At 53.5% G+C, this 16,898-nt stretch carries 18 protein-coding genes; 5 read left to right on the forward strand and 13 right to left on the reverse strand.

Annotated features, from left to right (window positions below):
- Nucleotides 1–2 precede the first annotated feature (2 nt).
- From opp4A to CV944_RS11475, 9 genes are all read right to left on the reverse strand, one after another.
- Nucleotides 3–1,787: an oligopeptide ABC transporter substrate-binding protein gene (gene opp4A, locus CV944_RS11435; RefSeq protein ID WP_100664220.1), complete on the reverse strand. Its 1,785-nt coding sequence runs from the start codon at nt 1,785–1,787 to the stop codon at nt 3–5.
- A gap of 13 nt (nt 1,788–1,800) precedes the next feature.
- Nucleotides 1,801–2,709 carry an ABC transporter permease gene (locus CV944_RS11440; protein WP_100659453.1) on the reverse strand — a complete coding sequence of 303 codons (909 nt, stop codon included), beginning with the start codon at nt 2,707–2,709 and terminating at the stop codon, nt 1,801–1,803.
- A gap of 21 nt (nt 2,710–2,730) precedes the next feature.
- On the reverse strand, nt 2,731–3,699 hold the full coding sequence (gene opp4B, locus CV944_RS11445) for an oligopeptide ABC transporter permease (protein ID WP_014195525.1): 969 nt from the start codon (nt 3,697–3,699) through the stop codon (nt 2,731–2,733).
- A gap of 18 nt (nt 3,700–3,717) precedes the next feature.
- Nucleotides 3,718–4,644, reverse strand: coding sequence for an ABC transporter ATP-binding protein (locus CV944_RS11450; protein WP_100664221.1), 927 nt, complete (start codon nt 4,642–4,644; stop codon nt 3,718–3,720).
- A complete protein-coding gene (locus CV944_RS11455) occupies nt 4,631–5,656 on the reverse strand; it encodes an ABC transporter ATP-binding protein (RefSeq protein ID WP_100664222.1) in 1,026 nt (341 codons plus the stop codon). The genes CV944_RS11450 and CV944_RS11455 overlap by 14 nt, the downstream gene beginning before the upstream one ends.
- A 321-nt stretch (nt 5,657–5,977) precedes the next feature.
- Nucleotides 5,978–7,468: a glycerol kinase GlpK gene (gene glpK / locus CV944_RS11460; protein WP_100664223.1), complete on the reverse strand. Its 1,491-nt coding sequence runs from the start codon at nt 7,466–7,468 to the stop codon at nt 5,978–5,980.
- A 49-nt stretch (nt 7,469–7,517) separates the two neighbouring features.
- Nucleotides 7,518–8,336 (reverse strand): MIP/aquaporin family protein, encoded by an 819-nt coding sequence (locus CV944_RS11465; RefSeq protein WP_096225465.1) that lies wholly within the window; start codon nt 8,334–8,336, stop codon nt 7,518–7,520.
- Between the two features lie 208 nt (nt 8,337–8,544).
- Nucleotides 8,545–8,946, reverse strand: a complete 402-nt coding sequence (locus CV944_RS11470; RefSeq protein ID WP_100664224.1) for a sporulation protein — start codon at nt 8,944–8,946, stop codon at nt 8,545–8,547.
- A gap of 192 nt (nt 8,947–9,138) precedes the next feature.
- Nucleotides 9,139–9,390 (reverse strand): hypothetical protein, encoded by a 252-nt coding sequence (locus tag CV944_RS11475; RefSeq protein ID WP_014195521.1) that lies wholly within the window; start codon nt 9,388–9,390, stop codon nt 9,139–9,141.
- 320 nt (nt 9,391–9,710) lie between these two features.
- Between CV944_RS11475 and cspD the strand changes: the two genes are divergently transcribed.
- Both cspD and CV944_RS11485 read left to right on the forward strand, forming a co-directional pair.
- Nucleotides 9,711–9,911 (forward strand): cold-shock protein CspD, encoded by a 201-nt coding sequence (cspD, locus tag CV944_RS11480; RefSeq protein ID WP_003251474.1) that lies wholly within the window; start codon nt 9,711–9,713, stop codon nt 9,909–9,911.
- Between the two features lie 129 nt (nt 9,912–10,040).
- Entirely contained in the window at nt 10,041–10,310 is a 270-nt protein-coding gene (locus CV944_RS11485; protein ID WP_033008293.1) for a DUF2564 family protein, read from the forward strand.
- Nucleotides 10,311–10,774: 464 nt separating this feature from the next.
- Here CV944_RS11485 and CV944_RS11490 read toward each other — a convergent pair whose 3' ends face one another.
- Nucleotides 10,775–10,990: a zinc-finger domain-containing protein gene (locus CV944_RS11490; RefSeq protein WP_100659460.1), complete on the reverse strand. Its 216-nt coding sequence runs from the start codon at nt 10,988–10,990 to the stop codon at nt 10,775–10,777.
- A 6-nt stretch (nt 10,991–10,996) separates the two neighbouring features.
- The gene (locus CV944_RS11495; protein ID WP_100664225.1) at nt 10,997–11,662 is read right to left on the reverse strand and encodes a ribonuclease H family protein; all 666 of its coding nucleotides are present in this window, start codon (nt 11,660–11,662) and stop codon (nt 10,997–10,999) included.
- 232 nt (nt 11,663–11,894) lie between these two features.
- Between CV944_RS11495 and CV944_RS11500 the strand changes: the two genes are divergently transcribed.
- Nucleotides 11,895–12,821 (forward strand): DMT family transporter, encoded by a 927-nt coding sequence (locus tag CV944_RS11500; protein ID WP_100664226.1) that lies wholly within the window; start codon nt 11,895–11,897, stop codon nt 12,819–12,821.
- A 104-nt stretch (nt 12,822–12,925) separates the two neighbouring features.
- Here CV944_RS11500 and CV944_RS11505 read toward each other — a convergent pair whose 3' ends face one another.
- Nucleotides 12,926–13,399 (reverse strand): divergent PAP2 family protein, encoded by a 474-nt coding sequence (locus CV944_RS11505; protein WP_033027781.1) that lies wholly within the window; start codon nt 13,397–13,399, stop codon nt 12,926–12,928.
- 72 nt (nt 13,400–13,471) lie between these two features.
- Here CV944_RS11505 and sspL point away from each other — a divergent pair, with 72 nt between their 5' ends.
- Nucleotides 13,472–13,609, forward strand: a complete 138-nt coding sequence (gene sspL / locus CV944_RS11510) for a small, acid-soluble spore protein L (protein WP_011230846.1) — start codon at nt 13,472–13,474, stop codon at nt 13,607–13,609.
- Between the two features lie 37 nt (nt 13,610–13,646).
- Here sspL and acnA read toward each other — a convergent pair whose 3' ends face one another.
- Complete coding sequence (gene acnA, locus CV944_RS11515) at nt 13,647–16,367, reverse strand: aconitate hydratase AcnA (protein ID WP_100664227.1); 2,721 nt, start codon at nt 16,365–16,367, stop codon at nt 13,647–13,649.
- Nucleotides 16,368–16,615: 248 nt separating this feature from the next.
- Here acnA and sspO point away from each other — a divergent pair, with 248 nt between their 5' ends.
- On the forward strand, nt 16,616–16,765 hold the full coding sequence (gene sspO / locus CV944_RS11520) for a small acid-soluble spore protein O (protein WP_008879509.1): 150 nt from the start codon (nt 16,616–16,618) through the stop codon (nt 16,763–16,765).
- Nucleotides 16,766–16,898 lie beyond the last annotated feature (133 nt).

Here is a 16,898-nt window from a genome sequence, read left to right on the forward strand (position 1 = left end):
GTTTATTCCGCCACTTCTGGCTGCTCGGACGTGACGCCGACATCTTTCCACGTCAGCTTCGAGCTCGGGTCAACCGTAAAGTTGGCGACACGGTTGTTGACCGCATAGATGGCGGAACGATACAACGTTGGGATGACCGGCACTTCTTCGTTCATTAGCTTTTGCCACTCGCTGTAAATTTTCCGGCGATACTCCTTATCAAACGCCTGCTCGGAATGGCCTTTTTCTAGCAGCTCATCATTTTTCTCGTTCACCCAACGCGAGTAGTTGAACATGACGTTGCGGCCGTACAATCCGTACGGGTCGACGTCCGTTCCAGTTCCCCAAGCGGCGGCGTAGACATCCACTTTCGGATCGTCTTTTTCGACCATATCGTAGAAGGAGTTGAACTCCGCCAAGCGTCCGTCCACAAGTTGGACATCGAGGCCCACATCTTTCCAGCATTGCATATAAAATTTGGCCAGCGGTTCAGCGATGTCCCCACCGCTCATCGCCAAGAAGTTGACCTTGAATTTTTTGCCGTTTGGATCTTCGCGGAGGCCATCGCCATCCACATCTTTATATCCCGCTTCATCCAGCAATTGTTTCGCTTTTTCCGGATTGTACGTATACCCTTTGATGGAACTGTCATGATAGCCCGGGAACGACGGCGGAATGAGCGTGTTCGCCGGGAAGCGCAAACCATGATACAGGCGGTCGGCCACCTCTTGGTTGTTGATGGCGTACGCCATGGCTTGGCGCAGTTTTTTGTTTTGGAATTTCGGATTGTCCATTACGTTTTCCTGCTTTTTCGCATCCCAATGGCCGAGTTTAAAGCCGATATAGTTGTACGCCAAATCCACTCTGCCGATAAACTGAATGTTTTTCGTCCCTTTCGCGTTCAAATATTGGTCAGTCGGGAACTCAGCGACGTCAATTTCGCCTTTTTTCAGCGCTTGCAGGACGACTTGCGGGCTGACGACTTTCAAAATGACGCCTTCCAAGTTCGGTTTGCCAGCCCAGTAGTCATCATTGCGAACAAATTCGACCGACTCGCCCGGAACGATTTTCTTCACTTTAAACGGACCGAACCCGATCGGGTTTTTCCGGATTTTATCCGATTTCGCCAAGTCTTTGATCGGAATGTCTTTCAAGTAATGCTTCGGCAGCGGATACGCCCAAATGCCAGTCAACACCGACGGATTGGCCTGTTTCCATGTGATCGTCAACGTCTTTTTGTCGATGACTTTAATGCCGGAAATTTTATCCGCTTTGCCGCTATGATATTCTTCCATCCCGACGATGCCTTGGATGAGCGCATCGCCATAGCGGACGCCGGTGTAATCTTTATGGCCGATGACCAAATACGCATACTCCAAGTCTTCGGCGGTCACCGGCTGGCCGTCATGCCAATTCACATTGTCTTTAATATGGATTGTCATCGTCTTTTTATCATCCGACAACTCATACGTGGCAGCCCCATCATTTGTAATTTCATAGTCACCGTTCGTCCGGAAAAGCGACTCGTCAAAAAATTGCAAAATCTCTGCGTCGGGCGCTCCGGTGTAGAATGCATAGCTGAGCGTCCCTTCAAACGGCGTATCGGACACAAGGCCGTATTTCAACACGCCGCCATCGATGATTTTCCCGTCGTTTTTCACCGTCATCGGGAATTTGCTGATGTCTTCCTTCTGAGCCGCCGGTTTTTCGTTATTGTTGCCCTTTCCGCTCGTTGTGTCGGATTTGCCCGTGCACCCGGCGAGCACGAGCAAGAGCGCGGCGAGAGCCGCCAGCCATTTTCTCTTCACATTTTCTTCCCCCTTATCCTAGTCGTTGTCTTGCATCAGCCGCACGTTTCAGCGCTTGGCCGATGAAATTTATGCACAGCATCATCACTAAAATAAGCAATGACGCAGGCAACCAAACCCACCATTTGTTTTGCAAAACATCCGGGTTGGTCGCATAGCTGACCAACGTCCCTAAGCTCGGCGTGCTCTCCGGCAGCCCGAAGCCAAGATACGTGAGCCCGGACTCGATGCCGATGTTGCCCGCCAAATTTAACGTCAAATTGACGATAATGATCGAGCTGAGGTTGGGCAAAATTTGAAAAATAATGATTTTCCAATCTGGCGTGCCGAGCGTTTTTGACGCGCTGACATAATCCAGCTCGCGCTCGGCAAGCGTTTTGGCGCGGATCAGCCGGGCTTTGCCCGTCCACAAAAACGCGCTCATGATCAAAATGAACGTCAATACATTATATTTAGGCACAGTGGCGACAAAAACAATAACGAGCATCAAAAACGGCAGAACGAGAATGAAATCGATGATGCGCATAATGACATTGTCAATCCAGCCGCCGAAATAGCCGGCCACCAATCCGACAATGAGGCCGATCGCCCCAGTGATGAGCGTAATGGCCAGCCCGATCGTAAACGAATTGCGGGCGCCGATGATGAGCTGGCCAAACACGTCGCGCCCTCCGTAGTCTGTGCCAAGCCAGTGTTCCGCTGACGGCGGAGAATAGATGGAAAGAAAATCCACTTTCACGATTTCCTCTTGATCCAAAAAGAGCGACACGCCATAGACGATCGACAAAAGGATTCCTAAAATGATGAGCGAACCAAGCGCGAGCCGATCCCGAGCCACCTCCCGCCACATGATCGAAAAGGCGGAAGGGCTTTTCTCGATGTTCGCTCCGGCCGGCGTTGGGCCGCTGATTTCCGCTTTCATGTCAGCTGCCTTCCTCCTTCCCTACTCAATCCGGATGCGCGGGTCGACCGCACTCAAAATGATGTCCGACAACAGCGTGCCCACCAGCGTCGCCAGGCCGGAAATCATGACGAGCGCCGTCACGACGCTGTAATCCCGCTGCATAATCGACTGCAAAAACAGCTGGCCAAGCCCCGGATAGCTGTAGATCGACTCCAAAAACACGGAACCGCCGACAAGCCCGGTGATCTCATACCCTAAAAACGCCGCGATTGGCAAAAACGAATTGCGCAAAATATGGCGCCAATAGATGTGCCGCTCCGGCACGCCTTTCGCCCGCGCCGTTTTCACGAAATCTTTCACTTTCGTATCGACGATTTCGCTGCGCAAATATTGAATCGTAACGACCGTGTTGATGAGCGCTCCCGACAACGCCGGAAGCATGAGATGGTTCAATTTGCTTAAATAGTAAGCGAGCGTCCCTTCCTCGACCTGAACGTCCACACTGCCGCCGGTTGGAAACCAGCCAAGGTGAAAGCCGAAAATAAACAGCATGATCAAAGCAAAAATGAACAGCGGCGTGGCAAACCCGAGATAGCTGTAGCCGACGATCAGCTTATCAGCCCATGTATCTGTCCATCGCCCCGACACGATGCCAAGCGGAATGGCAATCAGGTACGTCAAAATTAAAATCGCCGCCGACAGCAACACCGTATTCCCGATCCGTCCGGCCAGCAGATCAGTGACCGGCTGCTGGTGGGTATAGGAAAGGCCGAGATCCCCTTGCAGCATGTTTTTCACCCAACGGATGTATTGAATATGTACCGGATCATTCAAGCCAAGTTTTTCCCGCATTTCCTCAAGCGTCTGCGGATCCATTTTCGGGTTGGCCGCCAGCTGCCCCGTCAGCGCATCGCCCGGCATCGCCTTCGCCAGCAAGAAAATGAGGACGCTCAGCAAAAACAATTGCGGAATCATAATGAGGATTCGCCGTAAAATAAATTTCAGCATCTTCCCGTCTTCCCCTCTTTACGGAATGGCCACCGAGTGCGTCGGCGAAATCGGCTTGAGCGGGTGAGCCCGGCCGTTTGCATCAAAATAGCGGGAATACGACTGCTCATATTCTTTTTCCACTTCGCGGCGAAGCGCCTCCTGCCGGCCGCGTTCGCGCGGATCGGCGTTCGGAATGGCGGAGAGCAGACGTTTCGTATAAATATGTTGAGGATTCGTAAAAATCTCCTCGCTCGTCCCTTCCTCCACGAGCCGGCCGCGGTACATAATGCCGATGCGGTCGCACATATGCCGGATGATCCCTAAATCATGGCTGATGAACAAATACGTCAGCCCGTACTCCTGCTGGATTTCTTTCATGAAATTCAACACTTGCGCCTGCACCGACACATCAAGCGCCGACACCGGCTCATCGGCGATGATGAGCTTCGGATTGAGCGTGAGCGCCCGCGCAATGCCGATGCGTTGGCGCTGTCCGCCGGAAAATTCATGCGGATATTTGTAAATCGACTCCGCGCTCAAGCCGACCCGCTCTAAAACGTATTGCACCTTCTGCCGCTCCTCTTGCGGGGACAGGCGTTCAAAATTGCGGAGCGGCTCGGCGACAATGTCGAGCACACGTTTGCGCGGATTGAGCGAAGAATACGGATCTTGGAAAATCATCTGGATGTCTTTCCGATACGGATGAAACTCGCGGCGGCGAAGCTTTGTCAAATCCGTCCCTTCAAACAGCACTTCCCCGGCCGTGGCGCGGATCAAACCGATAATCGCGCGCCCTGTCGTCGTCTTGCCGCAGCCGGACTCGCCGACGAGCCCGTACGTTTCCCCTTTGTTCAGCGTGAAACTGACATCGTCCACCGCGCGGACATGGTCGACCACCCGGCGAAAAAAACCGCCGCGCACCGGATAGTATACTTTCAAATGGTTGACGTTAAGAAGCGCCATAGCCGATTCCACCTACCGTTTGATCATCGGGAAAATAAAAATGTTGGTAACATGTGCAACGCACCCAGTGCCCCGGCTCCACTTCCCGCAACTTCGGATCCGATTCGTGCTTATCCGCCCCAATCCAGCTGATGCGCGGCTGGAAGCGGCAGCCGCGCCGCGGCAGTTTATGCAGCGGCGGAACGATCCCTTGGATGACGTGGAGTCGTTCCTTTTTCGTCTGCGCAGACGGGATCGACTGCAACAATGAGCGAGTGTATGGATGAAGCGGACGGTGAAAAATGGTATCGACGTCCGCTAACTCAACGATTTCCCCAGCATACATGACCGCCACACGGTCCGCCATTTCCGCCACCACCCCCAAATCATGCGTGATTAAAATAATGCTCGTTTTCATTTGCCGCTGCAACTCTTTGAGCAGCCCTATGATCTGCGCCTGAATCGTCACATCAAGCGCCGTTGTCGGTTCATCGGCGATGAGCAGGGCGGGCTCGCAGGCGATGGCGATCGCGATGACGACCCGCTGCCGCATCCCCCCGGACAACTCGTGCGGATAACGGTGGTACACCTTTTCCGGCTCCGGAATGCCGACTTTGCGAAGCAAGACGATCGTTCGCTTCTTTTTTTCGGCTGCTGACAGCCGCAGATGGTAATCCATGCTTTCTTCGATCTGCCGGCCGACCGTCATGAGCGGATTGAGCGCCGTTAACGGATCCTGAAAGATCATCCCGATTTCTTTGCCGCGGATGCGATTGAGTTCGGCAACGGAGAGCGACAGCAAATTTGTCCCTTTAAAGTGCAGGCGCCCCTCAATTTTTGTCTTTTCGGGCGGGTGGAGACCCATGATCGACAAAGCGAGTGAGCTTTTGCCGCAACCCGACTCCCCGACGAGAGCGACGACTTCGTTCTCTCCGATCGCCAGCGAAACGTCGTCGACCGCCGCATAATAGTCATCACCGATGCGGAAAGAGACTCGCAACTCCTCAATTTCCAATAACGTTTGCTTTGCCAATGTGTCCTTCTCCCTTTTGTTAGTATTACTAAAATTTTATACTATATATAATATTTAGATAATATTCTATCATTTTTTTTCTAAATTCAATATTTATAGAAAAAATGTCAGTAAATTTTTTGATTCCTTTCCAGTCTTATACCTCATAGAAAAACATGACTGTGAACTACAGCTCAGTTTCAACCACTATTTTTTGGACAATAAATAAGCAGATGCTCCACGAAAGGAACATCTGCCTAAGCAATGAACAAAAAAGTGGAAAAGGACACAGCTTGACCGCGGCCGCCCATTCACGATCGATTATTGCTTTGTTCCCTATAGTTATTTAAACGCCATCGCCGCCCGCACCGCTTTTTTCCAGCCATCGTAGAGCATCGTTCGCTTGTCGTCATCCATCTTCGGCTCAAACCGGCGCTCGAGCTGCCATTGGGCGGCGATGTCATCTCGGCTGTTCCAGTAGCCGACGGCCAATCCGGCCAAATACGCCGCACCCAAGGCCGTCGTTTCATTCACGACCGGACGTTCGACCGGAACGGCAAGCAAATCGCTCTGGAATTGCATAAGGAAATTGTTTTTCACCGCCCCGCCGTCAACGCGCAACGTGGTCAGCGAGATGCCGGAATCGGCTTCCATGGCGGCGAGCACATCTTTTGTCTGGTAAGCGAGCGATTCCAAGGTGGCCCGGATGAAATGCTCTTTCGTTGTGCCGCGCGTGAGGCCAAACACCGCCCCGCGCACTTCGCTGTCCCAATACGGCGTGCCAAGCCCGACGAACGCTGGGACGACATACACCCCGTCGGTCGACTCGACTTTTTCGGCGTACGCTTCGCTGTCAGCCGCCGTTTTGATCATCCGCAAGCCGTCGCGCAGCCATTGAATGGCCGAACCGGCGACGAAAATGCTGCCTTCAAGGGCGTATTCAACCTTGCCGTCAATTCCCCAGGCGATCGTTGTGAGCAGCCCGTGTTTCGATTGCACCGCTTTTTCCCCCGTATTCATCAGCATAAAGCAACCGGTGCCGTACGTATTTTTCGCCATCCCTTCCGTAAAGCACGCCTGGCCGAACAAAGCCGCCTGCTGGTCGCCCGCGGCTCCCGCGATCGGCACCTCCACGCCGAAGAAATGATACGGAACCGTTTTCGCGTATACTTCCGAGGACGGGCGCACCTCAGGAAGCATCGCCTTTGGCACGTTTAAAATCGCAAGCAGCTCGTCATCCCACTCGAGCGTATGAATGTTAAACATTAATGTGCGCGACGCGTTCGAGTAATCGGTTACATGGGCGCGGCCGCCGGACAGCTTCCAAATGAGCCACGTATCAATCGTGCCAAAGAGCAGCTCTCCTCGCTCCGCCCGTTCGCGCGCCCCCTCGACATGGTCCAAAATCCATTTCACTTTTGTCCCGGAAAAATAGGCGTCAATAAGCAAGCCGGTTTTTTCGCGGAATAGCGGGTCATACCCTTTCGCTTTCAGTTCATCGCAAATGCCGGCCGTCTGCCGCGACTGCCAGACGATGGCGTTGTAAATCGGGTTGCCGGTGTCTTTCTCCCACACCACCGTCGTTTCCCGCTGGTTCGTAATGCCGATCGCCGCCACTTGTTCCGGCTTCACTTGCGCCTCGGACAAGACGCTGGCAATGACCGCAAGCACCGATCCCCAAATTTCATTGGCGTTGTGCTCGACCCAGCCGGGCTGCGGAAAATATTGCGTAAACTCTTTTTGCGCCATATGGACGATTTCGCCCTTTTGATTGAACAAAATCGCGCGCGAACTCGTTGTGCCTTGGTCGATGGCTAAAATGTATTGATTCATGACATTCTTCCCCCTTCACCTTTATTTGCTTACAAACCCGGTACGCCAACTAGAGAGAACGGCGGCTTGCGGCGCTGGCTGTTTTTCCTTTTGCCATCTTCGCCGCCGCCAAAACGACTGCGGTTGCCGCCAGCACTCCCCATAATGCGCCTGTCGGTTTTCCCAAGAAAACGGCTTTATAGACCAAACTGCCTAACGCGCCGCCAAGCAGCGGTCCGACGATCGGCACCCACGCATACGCCCAATTCGATGACCCTTTCCCTGGGATTGGCAACAAAAAGTGGGCTAACCGAGGCCCAAAGTCGCGGGCCGGATTAATGGCGTATCCCGTCGTGCCGCCGAGCGACAGGCCGATCGCCACGATCAAAAAACCAACGACAAACGGATTAAGCCCATCGGCGAACTGGTTGGCGCCAATGGCCAAGATGGCCAACACCAACACAAACGTGCCGATGATCTCGCTAAGCAAGTTGGCAGCCGCATTCGGCACGGCCGGACCTGTCGCAAACACGCCAAGCTTGACGCCCGGGTCGTCCGTTTCTTTCCAATGCGGCCAATAGTGGAGGTAGACAATGACCGCTCCCATGACGGCCCCAAGCACTTGCGCCGCAATATAGCCCGGCACGTCTTTCCACGGAAAATCACCGGCGAGCGCCAACGCGACTGTCAGCGCTGGATTGAGATGGGCGCCGCTATACTGGCCGACAGCGTATACGGCCACGGCCACCGCCAACCCCCACCCCATCGTAATAACAATCCAGCCGGAGTTGGCCGCGTATGATTTTTTCAAGTTGACCCCGGCGCATACACCAGCGCCGAAAATGATGAGCAAGGCTGTGCCGATGAGCTCCCCTAAAAATGGCGACATTTGTTCTCTTCCCCCTTTTCTTCATTTCGTGATTTCTTCTTCCATTTCCTGTTTGTCCAGCCCCTCCGGAGGGTGAACCGTTGGGCGAAAAAGCAAAAACCCACACACTTCCCCGCTCATCAACGAGGAATATGTGTGGGTCTCCGCTTCTCCACCACAACGTTATTAACTTGCTTTTAGTATATCATCTGTTGAAAACGCTGTCAAACTATTTCTTCGACAAAATTTGCACATAATCGAAGTCGAGCGTATCGATCGCGTCTTCGATATGAAGGCGGGTGATGAACCGGTACGACCGGCCCGGGCGCGATGGCGGCAAGGTTTCCGGAATCGTGTAGGAAAACGGGATCTCCTTTTTCTCGCTCGGCTTGATCGAAAACGCTCCGGCCGCCGGAATGACGGCGACAATGGCATCCAGTTCCTTGCCGTTTTCGATTGTTTTTTGCACGAGCTCCACATCGAGCCGCTCGATCCTTTGTTCCACCGTTCCGCCGTAAATGTGGACGATCCCTTGAATCACTTCTCCTTGGCGCCATAACGATTTATTTAAGATCAAGTCGACGTGCGCCGACCCGACTCCGACTTTTGACATCATTTTGCGAAGCAGCATCGTTGTCACCTCTTTCGCTATCTCTCGTTGTTTACATATACGAAAAAAAACGCGGCCCGTTTCAGCGCCGGAGCAAAAAATAAACAGACGCGCCTAGCGGCGGCGGCCTGTTTCCGGTTGAAACAGACGAACGCGGTTTTTTGTTACCGCTTACATTCGAGATTACCGCATTCGCCTTCCGCTGTCAATTGGTTATTCGTACACATTTTCGTTTTCGATAATGTAATCGATTCGAATGACCGGGACGTCCTGTTGCTCGACTTCCGCGACAATCAAGCCGACGCGGTCATTATAGATGCAAAACATATCCTGCCCTTTGCGAAACGCCGACTCTCCGTACGAAAGCACCATGTGGTAAATTTTATTGTCGCTGAAATAACGGCGGCTTACTCTGCTGCCCAGCCGGACGATCACTTCTTTTCCCGCGATTTTTCCGCGGTACATCCGCTCTCCCCCTTTTTGTCGTTCCTATTCCAATGTATGGGCGTTGTGGCCCGCTCATGACTATTTTCTCCCCGGACGGCCTGTTTTCCTTTGCTGAACAGCATTTTTTCAGCGGGGGACACTTTTTTTCGGAAATTTCCTTTCTTTTGCTTGACGCGGCAGCTCCGAATAGTGTATAGTAAAGTCATCACATAACAGAATATATTTCAGGCATTCATCATGAGGACGCACCTTGGTTGGCTGTGAAGTATATTTTGTTATTTGATAAAAATCTTGAGGTTAGCCAAGTTGGCTAAAGGTATTAGGAGGAATTCAGCATTATGCAACGTGGTAAAGTAAAATGGTTTAACAACGAAAAAGGCTATGGTTTCATCGAAGTGGAAGGCGGTTCGGACGTATTCGTTCACTTCACGGCGATCCAAGGTGAAGGGTTCAAAACGTTGGAAGAAGGCCAAGAAGTTTCGTTTGAAATCGTACAAGGAAACCGCGGACCGCAAGCAGCGAACGTTGTCAAATTATAAGGCTTCGTTGACATAGACGAGAGAACGGGAGCGGAACGAGAGGCACCCTGCTTAAGCAGGGTGCCTTTTTCATTGCGATTTGCATAGATTCAACCAAGCGGCGAACAATAAAAAAAGGGAGGTGTTCATATGGCCAAACGCGATGCCGACGTACATACGGGATACAATGACTTAAAGCAAGTGGAAATGTTCGTCGAGACGGCGGAGAAAATGGTCGGTCAGGCGACGATGCAGCTCGATCCGGAGATGCTCAATCACGCTGCAGAAGCGGTCGAAAACGCCCGCCGCCAACTCGCCCGCGCCCGTCAACAGGCGACTGGCGTCGACGGCGACTTTCTCACCCAGTGCGAACAAAAATTGGCCCGCGCCGAGCACCAGCTTCGCGAGGCGCAGCAATAACAGCAAAACGATATATATAGATGCAACGAAATCGTTTAACATATCCTTGACGGAAAAGTGGCTCATCCATTTTTGACTGTCGAAGGCAAGCCTATGGCTTGCCTCCGTCACGCTTTAGCGTGACGGAAGACCGAACAACGACTCGCTTCCAGACCCATTCATGGGTCTGGAAGCGGTGTTGTTCGGTCACTCGACAGTCGATCCAATGCTCAGTAAAAAATTGCATCTATTAAGGCGGAGGACAAACAGCGATTTCCTTTTGGAGTGAAAAGAAGAACTGCTTTTGAGGTTTCTCCATGTTAAAACGTATGTTCTGTCAATCACCGGCCTTCGCAGCGCATCCGCTTCCTCCGTTCAAACGCCAAAGCTTGCCTGGTCGCAGCCGGCACCGCCCCAGGCCCGCGAAAGCGCAGATTAGGGCTCCTATCGCCCGCACCAACCGCCTCTTGAAAAAAATTCCTTCATTACCGACGCGGACGCGCCGGCGCTGACAGGAGCATCTCTCCGTACTGCCGCATTTGTTCCCCGACCGTGCATTGCTGGATGCAAAACGATTGGGCGTACGTTTTGCCGTACTCTTTCCGGAACGCGCTTTTTAAAAAGCAGCCATCGCAGTACGTTTCCTCCAGCCAAGCGATTTGGTCCAATATTTCTTTGCGTCGGTTCCGCTTCTTTCCCATACGACCTTACCCTTTCCCTGTCAATTCCGTTCGGCTTGTGATGATCTGCCCTTCAAGCGCCTGGCGGGCGAGCGAATCCGCCTCTTTATTTTGTTTGCGCGAAATCGGCTCGTACGCCGGTTCGATGTGAAGCTCGCGCAGTTTCGCTTCGATGCGGTCAAGCCAAGCGTTATAATCATCTTCAAAGCACGGCCAGTCGCCCGACAGCTGCTTCAGCACCACATGGGAATCGCCGCGAAACGTCACCGGCAAATGGCGGACGCCCAGTTCTTCGAGCAGCTGCGTGACAAACCAAAAAGCCGCATACTCAGCTTCGTTGTTCGATTTGATTTCCCCGAGCCGGCGGTTGGCGCGCAGCCGGTAGCGGTGGTCGTTTTGCTTATAGTACACGACCGCCCCTGCGCCGCCTTGGGACGTCTCATGATCAAACCCGCCGTCGAAATACACAACGATCTCATGCGGCTCGCCGGCGATCTCCTCAAGCAGCTTTTGCAGCTCTTTTTTTGACCACACCGTGCCGTTTCGATCGACGAACTCCACTGTTTTCGTCCGCCCGGTTTTTTCAAAATCATCCGCCAAAGCGAGCGCCTTTTTGGCATCGACCCAATCGGAGACAAGAAACGCCTCTTGTTTTTTCGGCGTGATATACGTCCAGTGGATTTGTACGTCCAACGCATTATCACCCTTCCGCGTGGCGATGATCGGAGCTGGTTTTTATTTTACCACACTTGCGCCCTTGTTCATTACCTAATATTATGCGCAATTTCTTCTTGTATCAACCATTTTGCCGCAGGCGCCCATCTTTTTTCCAAAATATCTATCTTTTTCGGCCTACTTGTGGTACACTAGCGGCTAGCACCCAAAATGAGATGGGGCGCAAGCATATGAAGAGGGAGGATTCGAATTGAAGCGTCAAACCATAGCCGATCTGAGTCTGCTAATGGTGACGTTCGTCTGGGGGGCGACGTTCGTCGTCGTCCAAAATGCCATTTCGTTTTTGGAGCCGTTGTCGTTTAACGCCGTTCGCTTCAGTTTGGCCGGCTTGCTGCTGCTCGCCTGGGCTGTTGTCCGATCCCGCTCGCTGTTGTCCGACCTTTCATGGCGGGTCATCGGCGCCGGGGCGTGGATGGGGCTATGGCTGTTTTGCGGCTACGCATTCCAAACGATCGGACTGTTGTATACCACTTCCTCGAAAGCCGGCTTTATTACCGGACTGAGCGTTGTGCTCGTTCCATTGTTTTCCTTTTTGATTTTAAAGCAAAAACCGTCTGTGAATGCGGTCGTTGGAGCGGCACTTGCCGCGTTCGGCCTGTATTGGCTGACAGGGGGAGCGGAGCTGTCGTTCAATCAGGGCGATTTCTTTGTCTTTCTTTGTGCTGTTTCCTTTGCCATGCACATTATCGTCACCGGCCGCTATTCCTCTCAGTATTCGACGATGCTGTTGACAATGGTGCAAATTTTTACCGTCGGCATCCTCTGTTTCTTCTTTGCCTTTTGGTTTGAAGACGCCGCGCAAATGTGGAATATGGCGGTGCTCCGCCGTCCGGAAGTATGGGGGGCGCTCGCTGTGACATCGTTGTTGGCGACGACCGCGGCGTTTCTCATCCAAACGGCGGTGCAAAAATATACGACTCCCGCCCATGTCGCGCTGATTTTCGCCATGGAGCCGTTGTTCGCCGCTTTGACCGCCTACCTTTGGGCTGGAGAGCGGCTGTCGCCATCGGCCTGGCTTGGCGGCGCTGCGATTTTGGCCGGCATGATTTTCGCCGAACTGCCAAGCATGCGCCTCTGGGGCAGACGGTGGCGGGAAAAGCGGAACATCCCATCGTAGCGACAGAAGCTGTCCTGCATGAAAAGCGGGACAGCTCTTTTCCTAACTCCAGGTGTTGGGCCGCCCTCATTCCAATGCTGTGGACGCTCCACCCGCCTCACCGCCTAAACCATTCGTTTGCGGCGTCGGCACGCCCAATACGAAAGAGCACCGGTCGCCATGCCCAAGAGCACCCCGCCGACGACTTCGATCGGCTCGTGCCCGAGCCGGGCGCGCAGCTGCCGCTGTCGTTTGTGATAAACGGTTTGTTTTGGGTCTCCTTCTAACTTTTTTACTTCCTCGGCAAGCTCGTTCAGGCGAAGGGCGAGTTCGCCCGCCTGGCGCCGCACGCCTTGCGCATCATACATGACGATCAATCCGAACAACGCCGCCAGGGCAAAATCAATCGTTCTTACCCCCCGCTCCAAGGCGATAAATGTCGCCAACGACGAAACGCCGGCAGAGTGGGAGCTTGGCATTCCGCCGGTTTCGAAAAAGAGCCGCCAGTCCCAGCGGCCAGTCTCCAACTGCTTGATCGAGATTTTCAAAAACTGGGCGAGCGCGATTGTCGCGAGCGCCGTCTTCAGCCCCTTGTTCATCACGCTTTCCTCCTTTGCTTATATTTTGACCAAGGGTGGCCATACTATCCGTAAAGAGCGGAGGTGAGAGCAATGACCAAAAACGGCGGCCGAAACCGCGGCACGAAGGCGCCGGGCGTCAACCCGCAAGGCTTTGGCCAAGACGGAACGTTCACCCCGGATCCAAAAAGCAAGCTTGAGAACGCAGCGAAAAAGCTCAACACAAAATAAAAGCAGGCTTCCCGATATGGGAGCCTGCTTTTTGTCGTTATTGTTTCACTTTCGCCAATTTTTCGCGCAACACCATTTGCAAAATGCCGCCGTGGCGGTAGTAGTCGATTTCGACTTCGCTGTCAAAGCGGACGATGACCTCAAATTCTTTCTTTTCACCCGTATCCGGGTTCGTCGCCGTCACTTTGACGAGGTCGCGCGGTTTGACGTTTTCATCAATGTGGACTTCGAACACTTCTTTGCCGGTCAAACCAAGCGTTTCGGCGTTTTCGCCTTCTTTGAACTGCAACGGCAAGACGCCCATCAAGACGAGGTTCGAGCGGTGGATGCGCTCAAAGCTTTCGGCGATGACCGTTTTGATGCCGAGCAAGAACGTCCCTTTCGCCGCCCAGTCGCGCGAGCTGCCCATGCCGTAGTCTTTGCCGGCAATGACGACAAGCCCGGTGCCGTCTTGTTTGTATCTCATGCACGCATCGTACATCGACATCACTTCGCCGGTCGGCCAGTACGTCGTATAGCCGCCTTCCGTGCCCGGCGCGATTTGGTTGCGGATGCGGATGTTGGCGAACGTGCCGCGCATCATCACTTCGTGGTTGCCGCGCCGCGAACCGTACGAGTTGAAATCTTTCGGCTCGACGCCTTTCGAGATCAAATATTGGCCTGCCGGCGTGTTTTTGCCGATCGACCCAGCTGGCGAGATGTGGTCGGTCGTGACCGAGTCGCCGAACTTGCCGACGACACGCAAGCCGGTGAGCGGTTCGACTTTGCGCACATCCGGCGACAAGCCTTCAAAGAACGGCGGATTTTGAATGTACGTCGAGTTTTCGTCCCATTGATACAGCGGCTCGTCCGTCGTTTCGATGGCGTTCCAGCGCGGGTTGCCGTCGAACACGCGCTCATATTCTTTGCGGAACAGTTCCGGATCGACCGCCCGTTTGACGACGTCTTTCACTTCTTCCATCGACGGCCAAATGTCGCGGAAATAGACGTCGCTGCCGTCTTTGCCTTTGCCGATCGGCTCGCTAAGCAAGTCAATGTCGACCGTGCCGGCGAGCGCATAGGCGACGACAAGCGGCGGGGATGCCAAATAGTTGCCTTTGACAAGCGGGTGGATGCGGCCTTCAAAGTTCCGGTTGCCGGACAAGACGCTTGTGACAAGCAAGTCGCTTTCCGCAAGCGCTTTTTCAAGCTCCGGCGCAAGCGGACCCGAGTTGCCGATGCATGTCGTGCAGCCGTAGCCGACGATGTTGAAGCCGAGCTGCTCAAGATACGGAAGCAAGCCCGAATCGCGCAAATAGCCGGTGACGACTTTCGAGCCCGGCGCAAGCGACGTTTTCACGTATTTCGGCACTTGCAAGCCTTTCTCGACCGCTTTTTTCGCCACTAAGCCGGCGGCGACGAGAACGTACGGGTTGGATGTATTGGTACAGCTCGTGATCGCCGCGATGACGACCGCACCCGTTTTCAATTTCACTTGTTCGCCGTTTAACTCGACCGTAATTTCCCGCTCCAAGTCCGCTTCCGTCAAGCCAAAGCCTTGGTTGCCTTGCGGCGCTTTCACCGCGTCGCGGAACGACTGTTTCATTTTCGAGAGCGGAATCAAGTCTTGCGGCCGTTTCGGGCCAGACAAGTTCGTTTCAATTTCCGACAAGTTGATTTCCACAACATCCGTAAACACCGGCTCCGGTGCATCCGGCGTGTAGAACAAACCGTTCGCTTTGCAATACGCTTCGACGACTTGAACGTGATGTTCGTCGCGGCCGGTCAAGCGCAAGTAGTCAAGCGCTTCAGCGTCGACCGGGAAGAAGCCGCACGTTGCCCCGTATTCCGGCGCCATGTTGGCAATCGTCGCCCGGTCGGCAAGCGGCAAAGTCGCCACTCCTGGTCCGAAAAATTCAACGAATTTGCCGACGACGCCTTTTTTCCGGAGCACTTGCGTCACCTTAAGCGCCAAGTCGGTGGCCGTCGCTCCGTCCGGCAGCTTGCCTGTCAGGCGGACGCCGATGACTTCCGGCATCGGGAAGTACGACGGTTGGCCGAGCATGCCGGCTTCCGCTTCAATGCCACCGACTCCCCAACCGAGGACGCCGAGGCCGTTGATCATCGTCGTATGCGAGTCCGTGCCGACAAGCGTATCCGGGAACGCTTCGTACTCGCCGTTCTCCCCTTCGACCGCGTGAACGACGCTTGCCAAATATTCCAAGTTCACTTGGTGGACGATCCCCGTTGCCGGCGGAACGGCACGATAGTTGTTAAACGCTTTTTGCGCCCATTTCAAAAATTTGTACCGTTCGGCGTTCCGTTTGAATTCCAAATCCATGTTGTACTCTAGCGCATCGTCCGACCCGTAGCGGTCGACTTGCACCGAGTGGTCGATGACGAGATCGACCGGAATTTCCGGGTTGATTTCGTACGGATCGCCTCCCAAATCGGCCATCGCTTTGCGCATCGAAGCCAGATCGACGACAACCGGCACGCCGGTGAAGTCTTGCAAAATGACGCGCGACGGCTTAAACGGCACGTCGATGTCTTTCATTTCCGGCGTTCCCCATTTCGCCAAGTTTTCGACGTGCTCTTTCGTGATGACGCGGCCGTCGACTTGGCGGAGCACCGATTCAAGCAATACTTTGATCGAGTACGGCAGGCGGCTCACCTGGCCGATGCCCGCTTCTTCAAGCGCTTGCAAACGGTAATAATTGTATTTTTTACCGTTGACTTCGAATGAAGAGCGGGCGTTGAACACATCTTGTTTCGCCATATGTATAACCCCCTTCACTTCATAATCCTTCACTTCATAATAATACTATACTATTTTTTCGCACAAAAGTCGAAAAAATAGCATGAATTCTCCCAATCCCCATAAAGTTCGGCACGACTTTATCTTATTATAGAACAGTACAAGTTGTAAATAATGATTTCCAATGTCTCGCCATATTACTTCCTTACCGCGACAAAAGAGGAATAAGGCGCCCGTTTCGTCGCAAACTAGAAGCGGAGGTGAAACGAATGGCAAAGCGAAAAGCAAACCACGTGATCCCTGGCATGAACGCTGCAAAAGCGCAAGGGATGGGCGCCGGCTACAATGAAGAATTTTCCAACGAACCGTTGACCGAAGCGCAGCGGCAAAACAACAAAAAACGAAAAAAGAACCAATAGCGTGGCGGCCATTCCGCCATCCCGGACTGCCATAGCGTCAACTACCCCCACTTAGCTAACGCTTGAAGTGGGGGCTTGCAACTCCCCAGAAGTGCAAACGGACTTCGTCCTCCTTCCTTGACTTGGGGTTGCA

Source organism: Geobacillus sp. WSUCF-018B, assembly GCF_002809985.1.
Classification (GTDB): Bacteria; Bacillota; Bacilli; order Bacillales; family Anoxybacillaceae; genus Geobacillus; species Geobacillus thermophilus.

What these genes read in the sequence shown, in the direction of transcription:
- CV944_RS11440 (WP_100659453.1), bottom strand. Translation starts at nt 2,709, where the DNA reads ATGAAAGCGGAAATCAGCGGCCCAACGCCGGCCGGAGCGAACATCGAG.
- opp4B (WP_014195525.1), bottom strand. Translation starts at nt 3,699, where the DNA reads ATGCTGAAATTTATTTTACGGCGAATCCTCATTATGATTCCGCAATTG.
- CV944_RS11450 (WP_100664221.1), bottom strand. Translation starts at nt 4,644, where the DNA reads ATGGCGCTTCTTAACGTCAACCATTTGAAAGTATACTATCCGGTGCGC.
- glpK (WP_100664223.1), bottom strand. Translation starts at nt 7,468, where the DNA reads ATGAATCAATACATTTTAGCCATCGACCAAGGCACAACGAGTTCGCGC.
- CV944_RS11465 (WP_096225465.1), bottom strand. Translation starts at nt 8,336, where the DNA reads ATGTCGCCATTTTTAGGGGAGCTCATCGGCACAGCCTTGCTCATCATT.
- CV944_RS11470 (WP_100664224.1), bottom strand. Translation starts at nt 8,946, where the DNA reads ATGCTGCTTCGCAAAATGATGTCAAAAGTCGGAGTCGGGTCGGCGCAC.
- CV944_RS11475 (WP_014195521.1), bottom strand. Translation starts at nt 9,390, where the DNA reads ATGTACCGCGGAAAAATCGCGGGAAAAGAAGTGATCGTCCGGCTGGGC.
- cspD (WP_003251474.1), top strand. Translation starts at nt 9,711, where the DNA reads ATGCAACGTGGTAAAGTAAAATGGTTTAACAACGAAAAAGGCTATGGT.
- CV944_RS11485 (WP_033008293.1), top strand. Translation starts at nt 10,041, where the DNA reads ATGGCCAAACGCGATGCCGACGTACATACGGGATACAATGACTTAAAG.
- CV944_RS11490 (WP_100659460.1), bottom strand. Translation starts at nt 10,990, where the DNA reads ATGGGAAAGAAGCGGAACCGACGCAAAGAAATATTGGACCAAATCGCT.
- CV944_RS11505 (WP_033027781.1), bottom strand. Translation starts at nt 13,399, where the DNA reads ATGAACAAGGGGCTGAAGACGGCGCTCGCGACAATCGCGCTCGCCCAG.
- sspL (WP_011230846.1), top strand. Translation starts at nt 13,472, where the DNA reads ATGACCAAAAACGGCGGCCGAAACCGCGGCACGAAGGCGCCGGGCGTC.
- acnA (WP_100664227.1), bottom strand. Translation starts at nt 16,367, where the DNA reads ATGGCGAAACAAGATGTGTTCAACGCCCGCTCTTCATTCGAAGTCAAC.
- sspO (WP_008879509.1), top strand. Translation starts at nt 16,616, where the DNA reads ATGGCAAAGCGAAAAGCAAACCACGTGATCCCTGGCATGAACGCTGCA.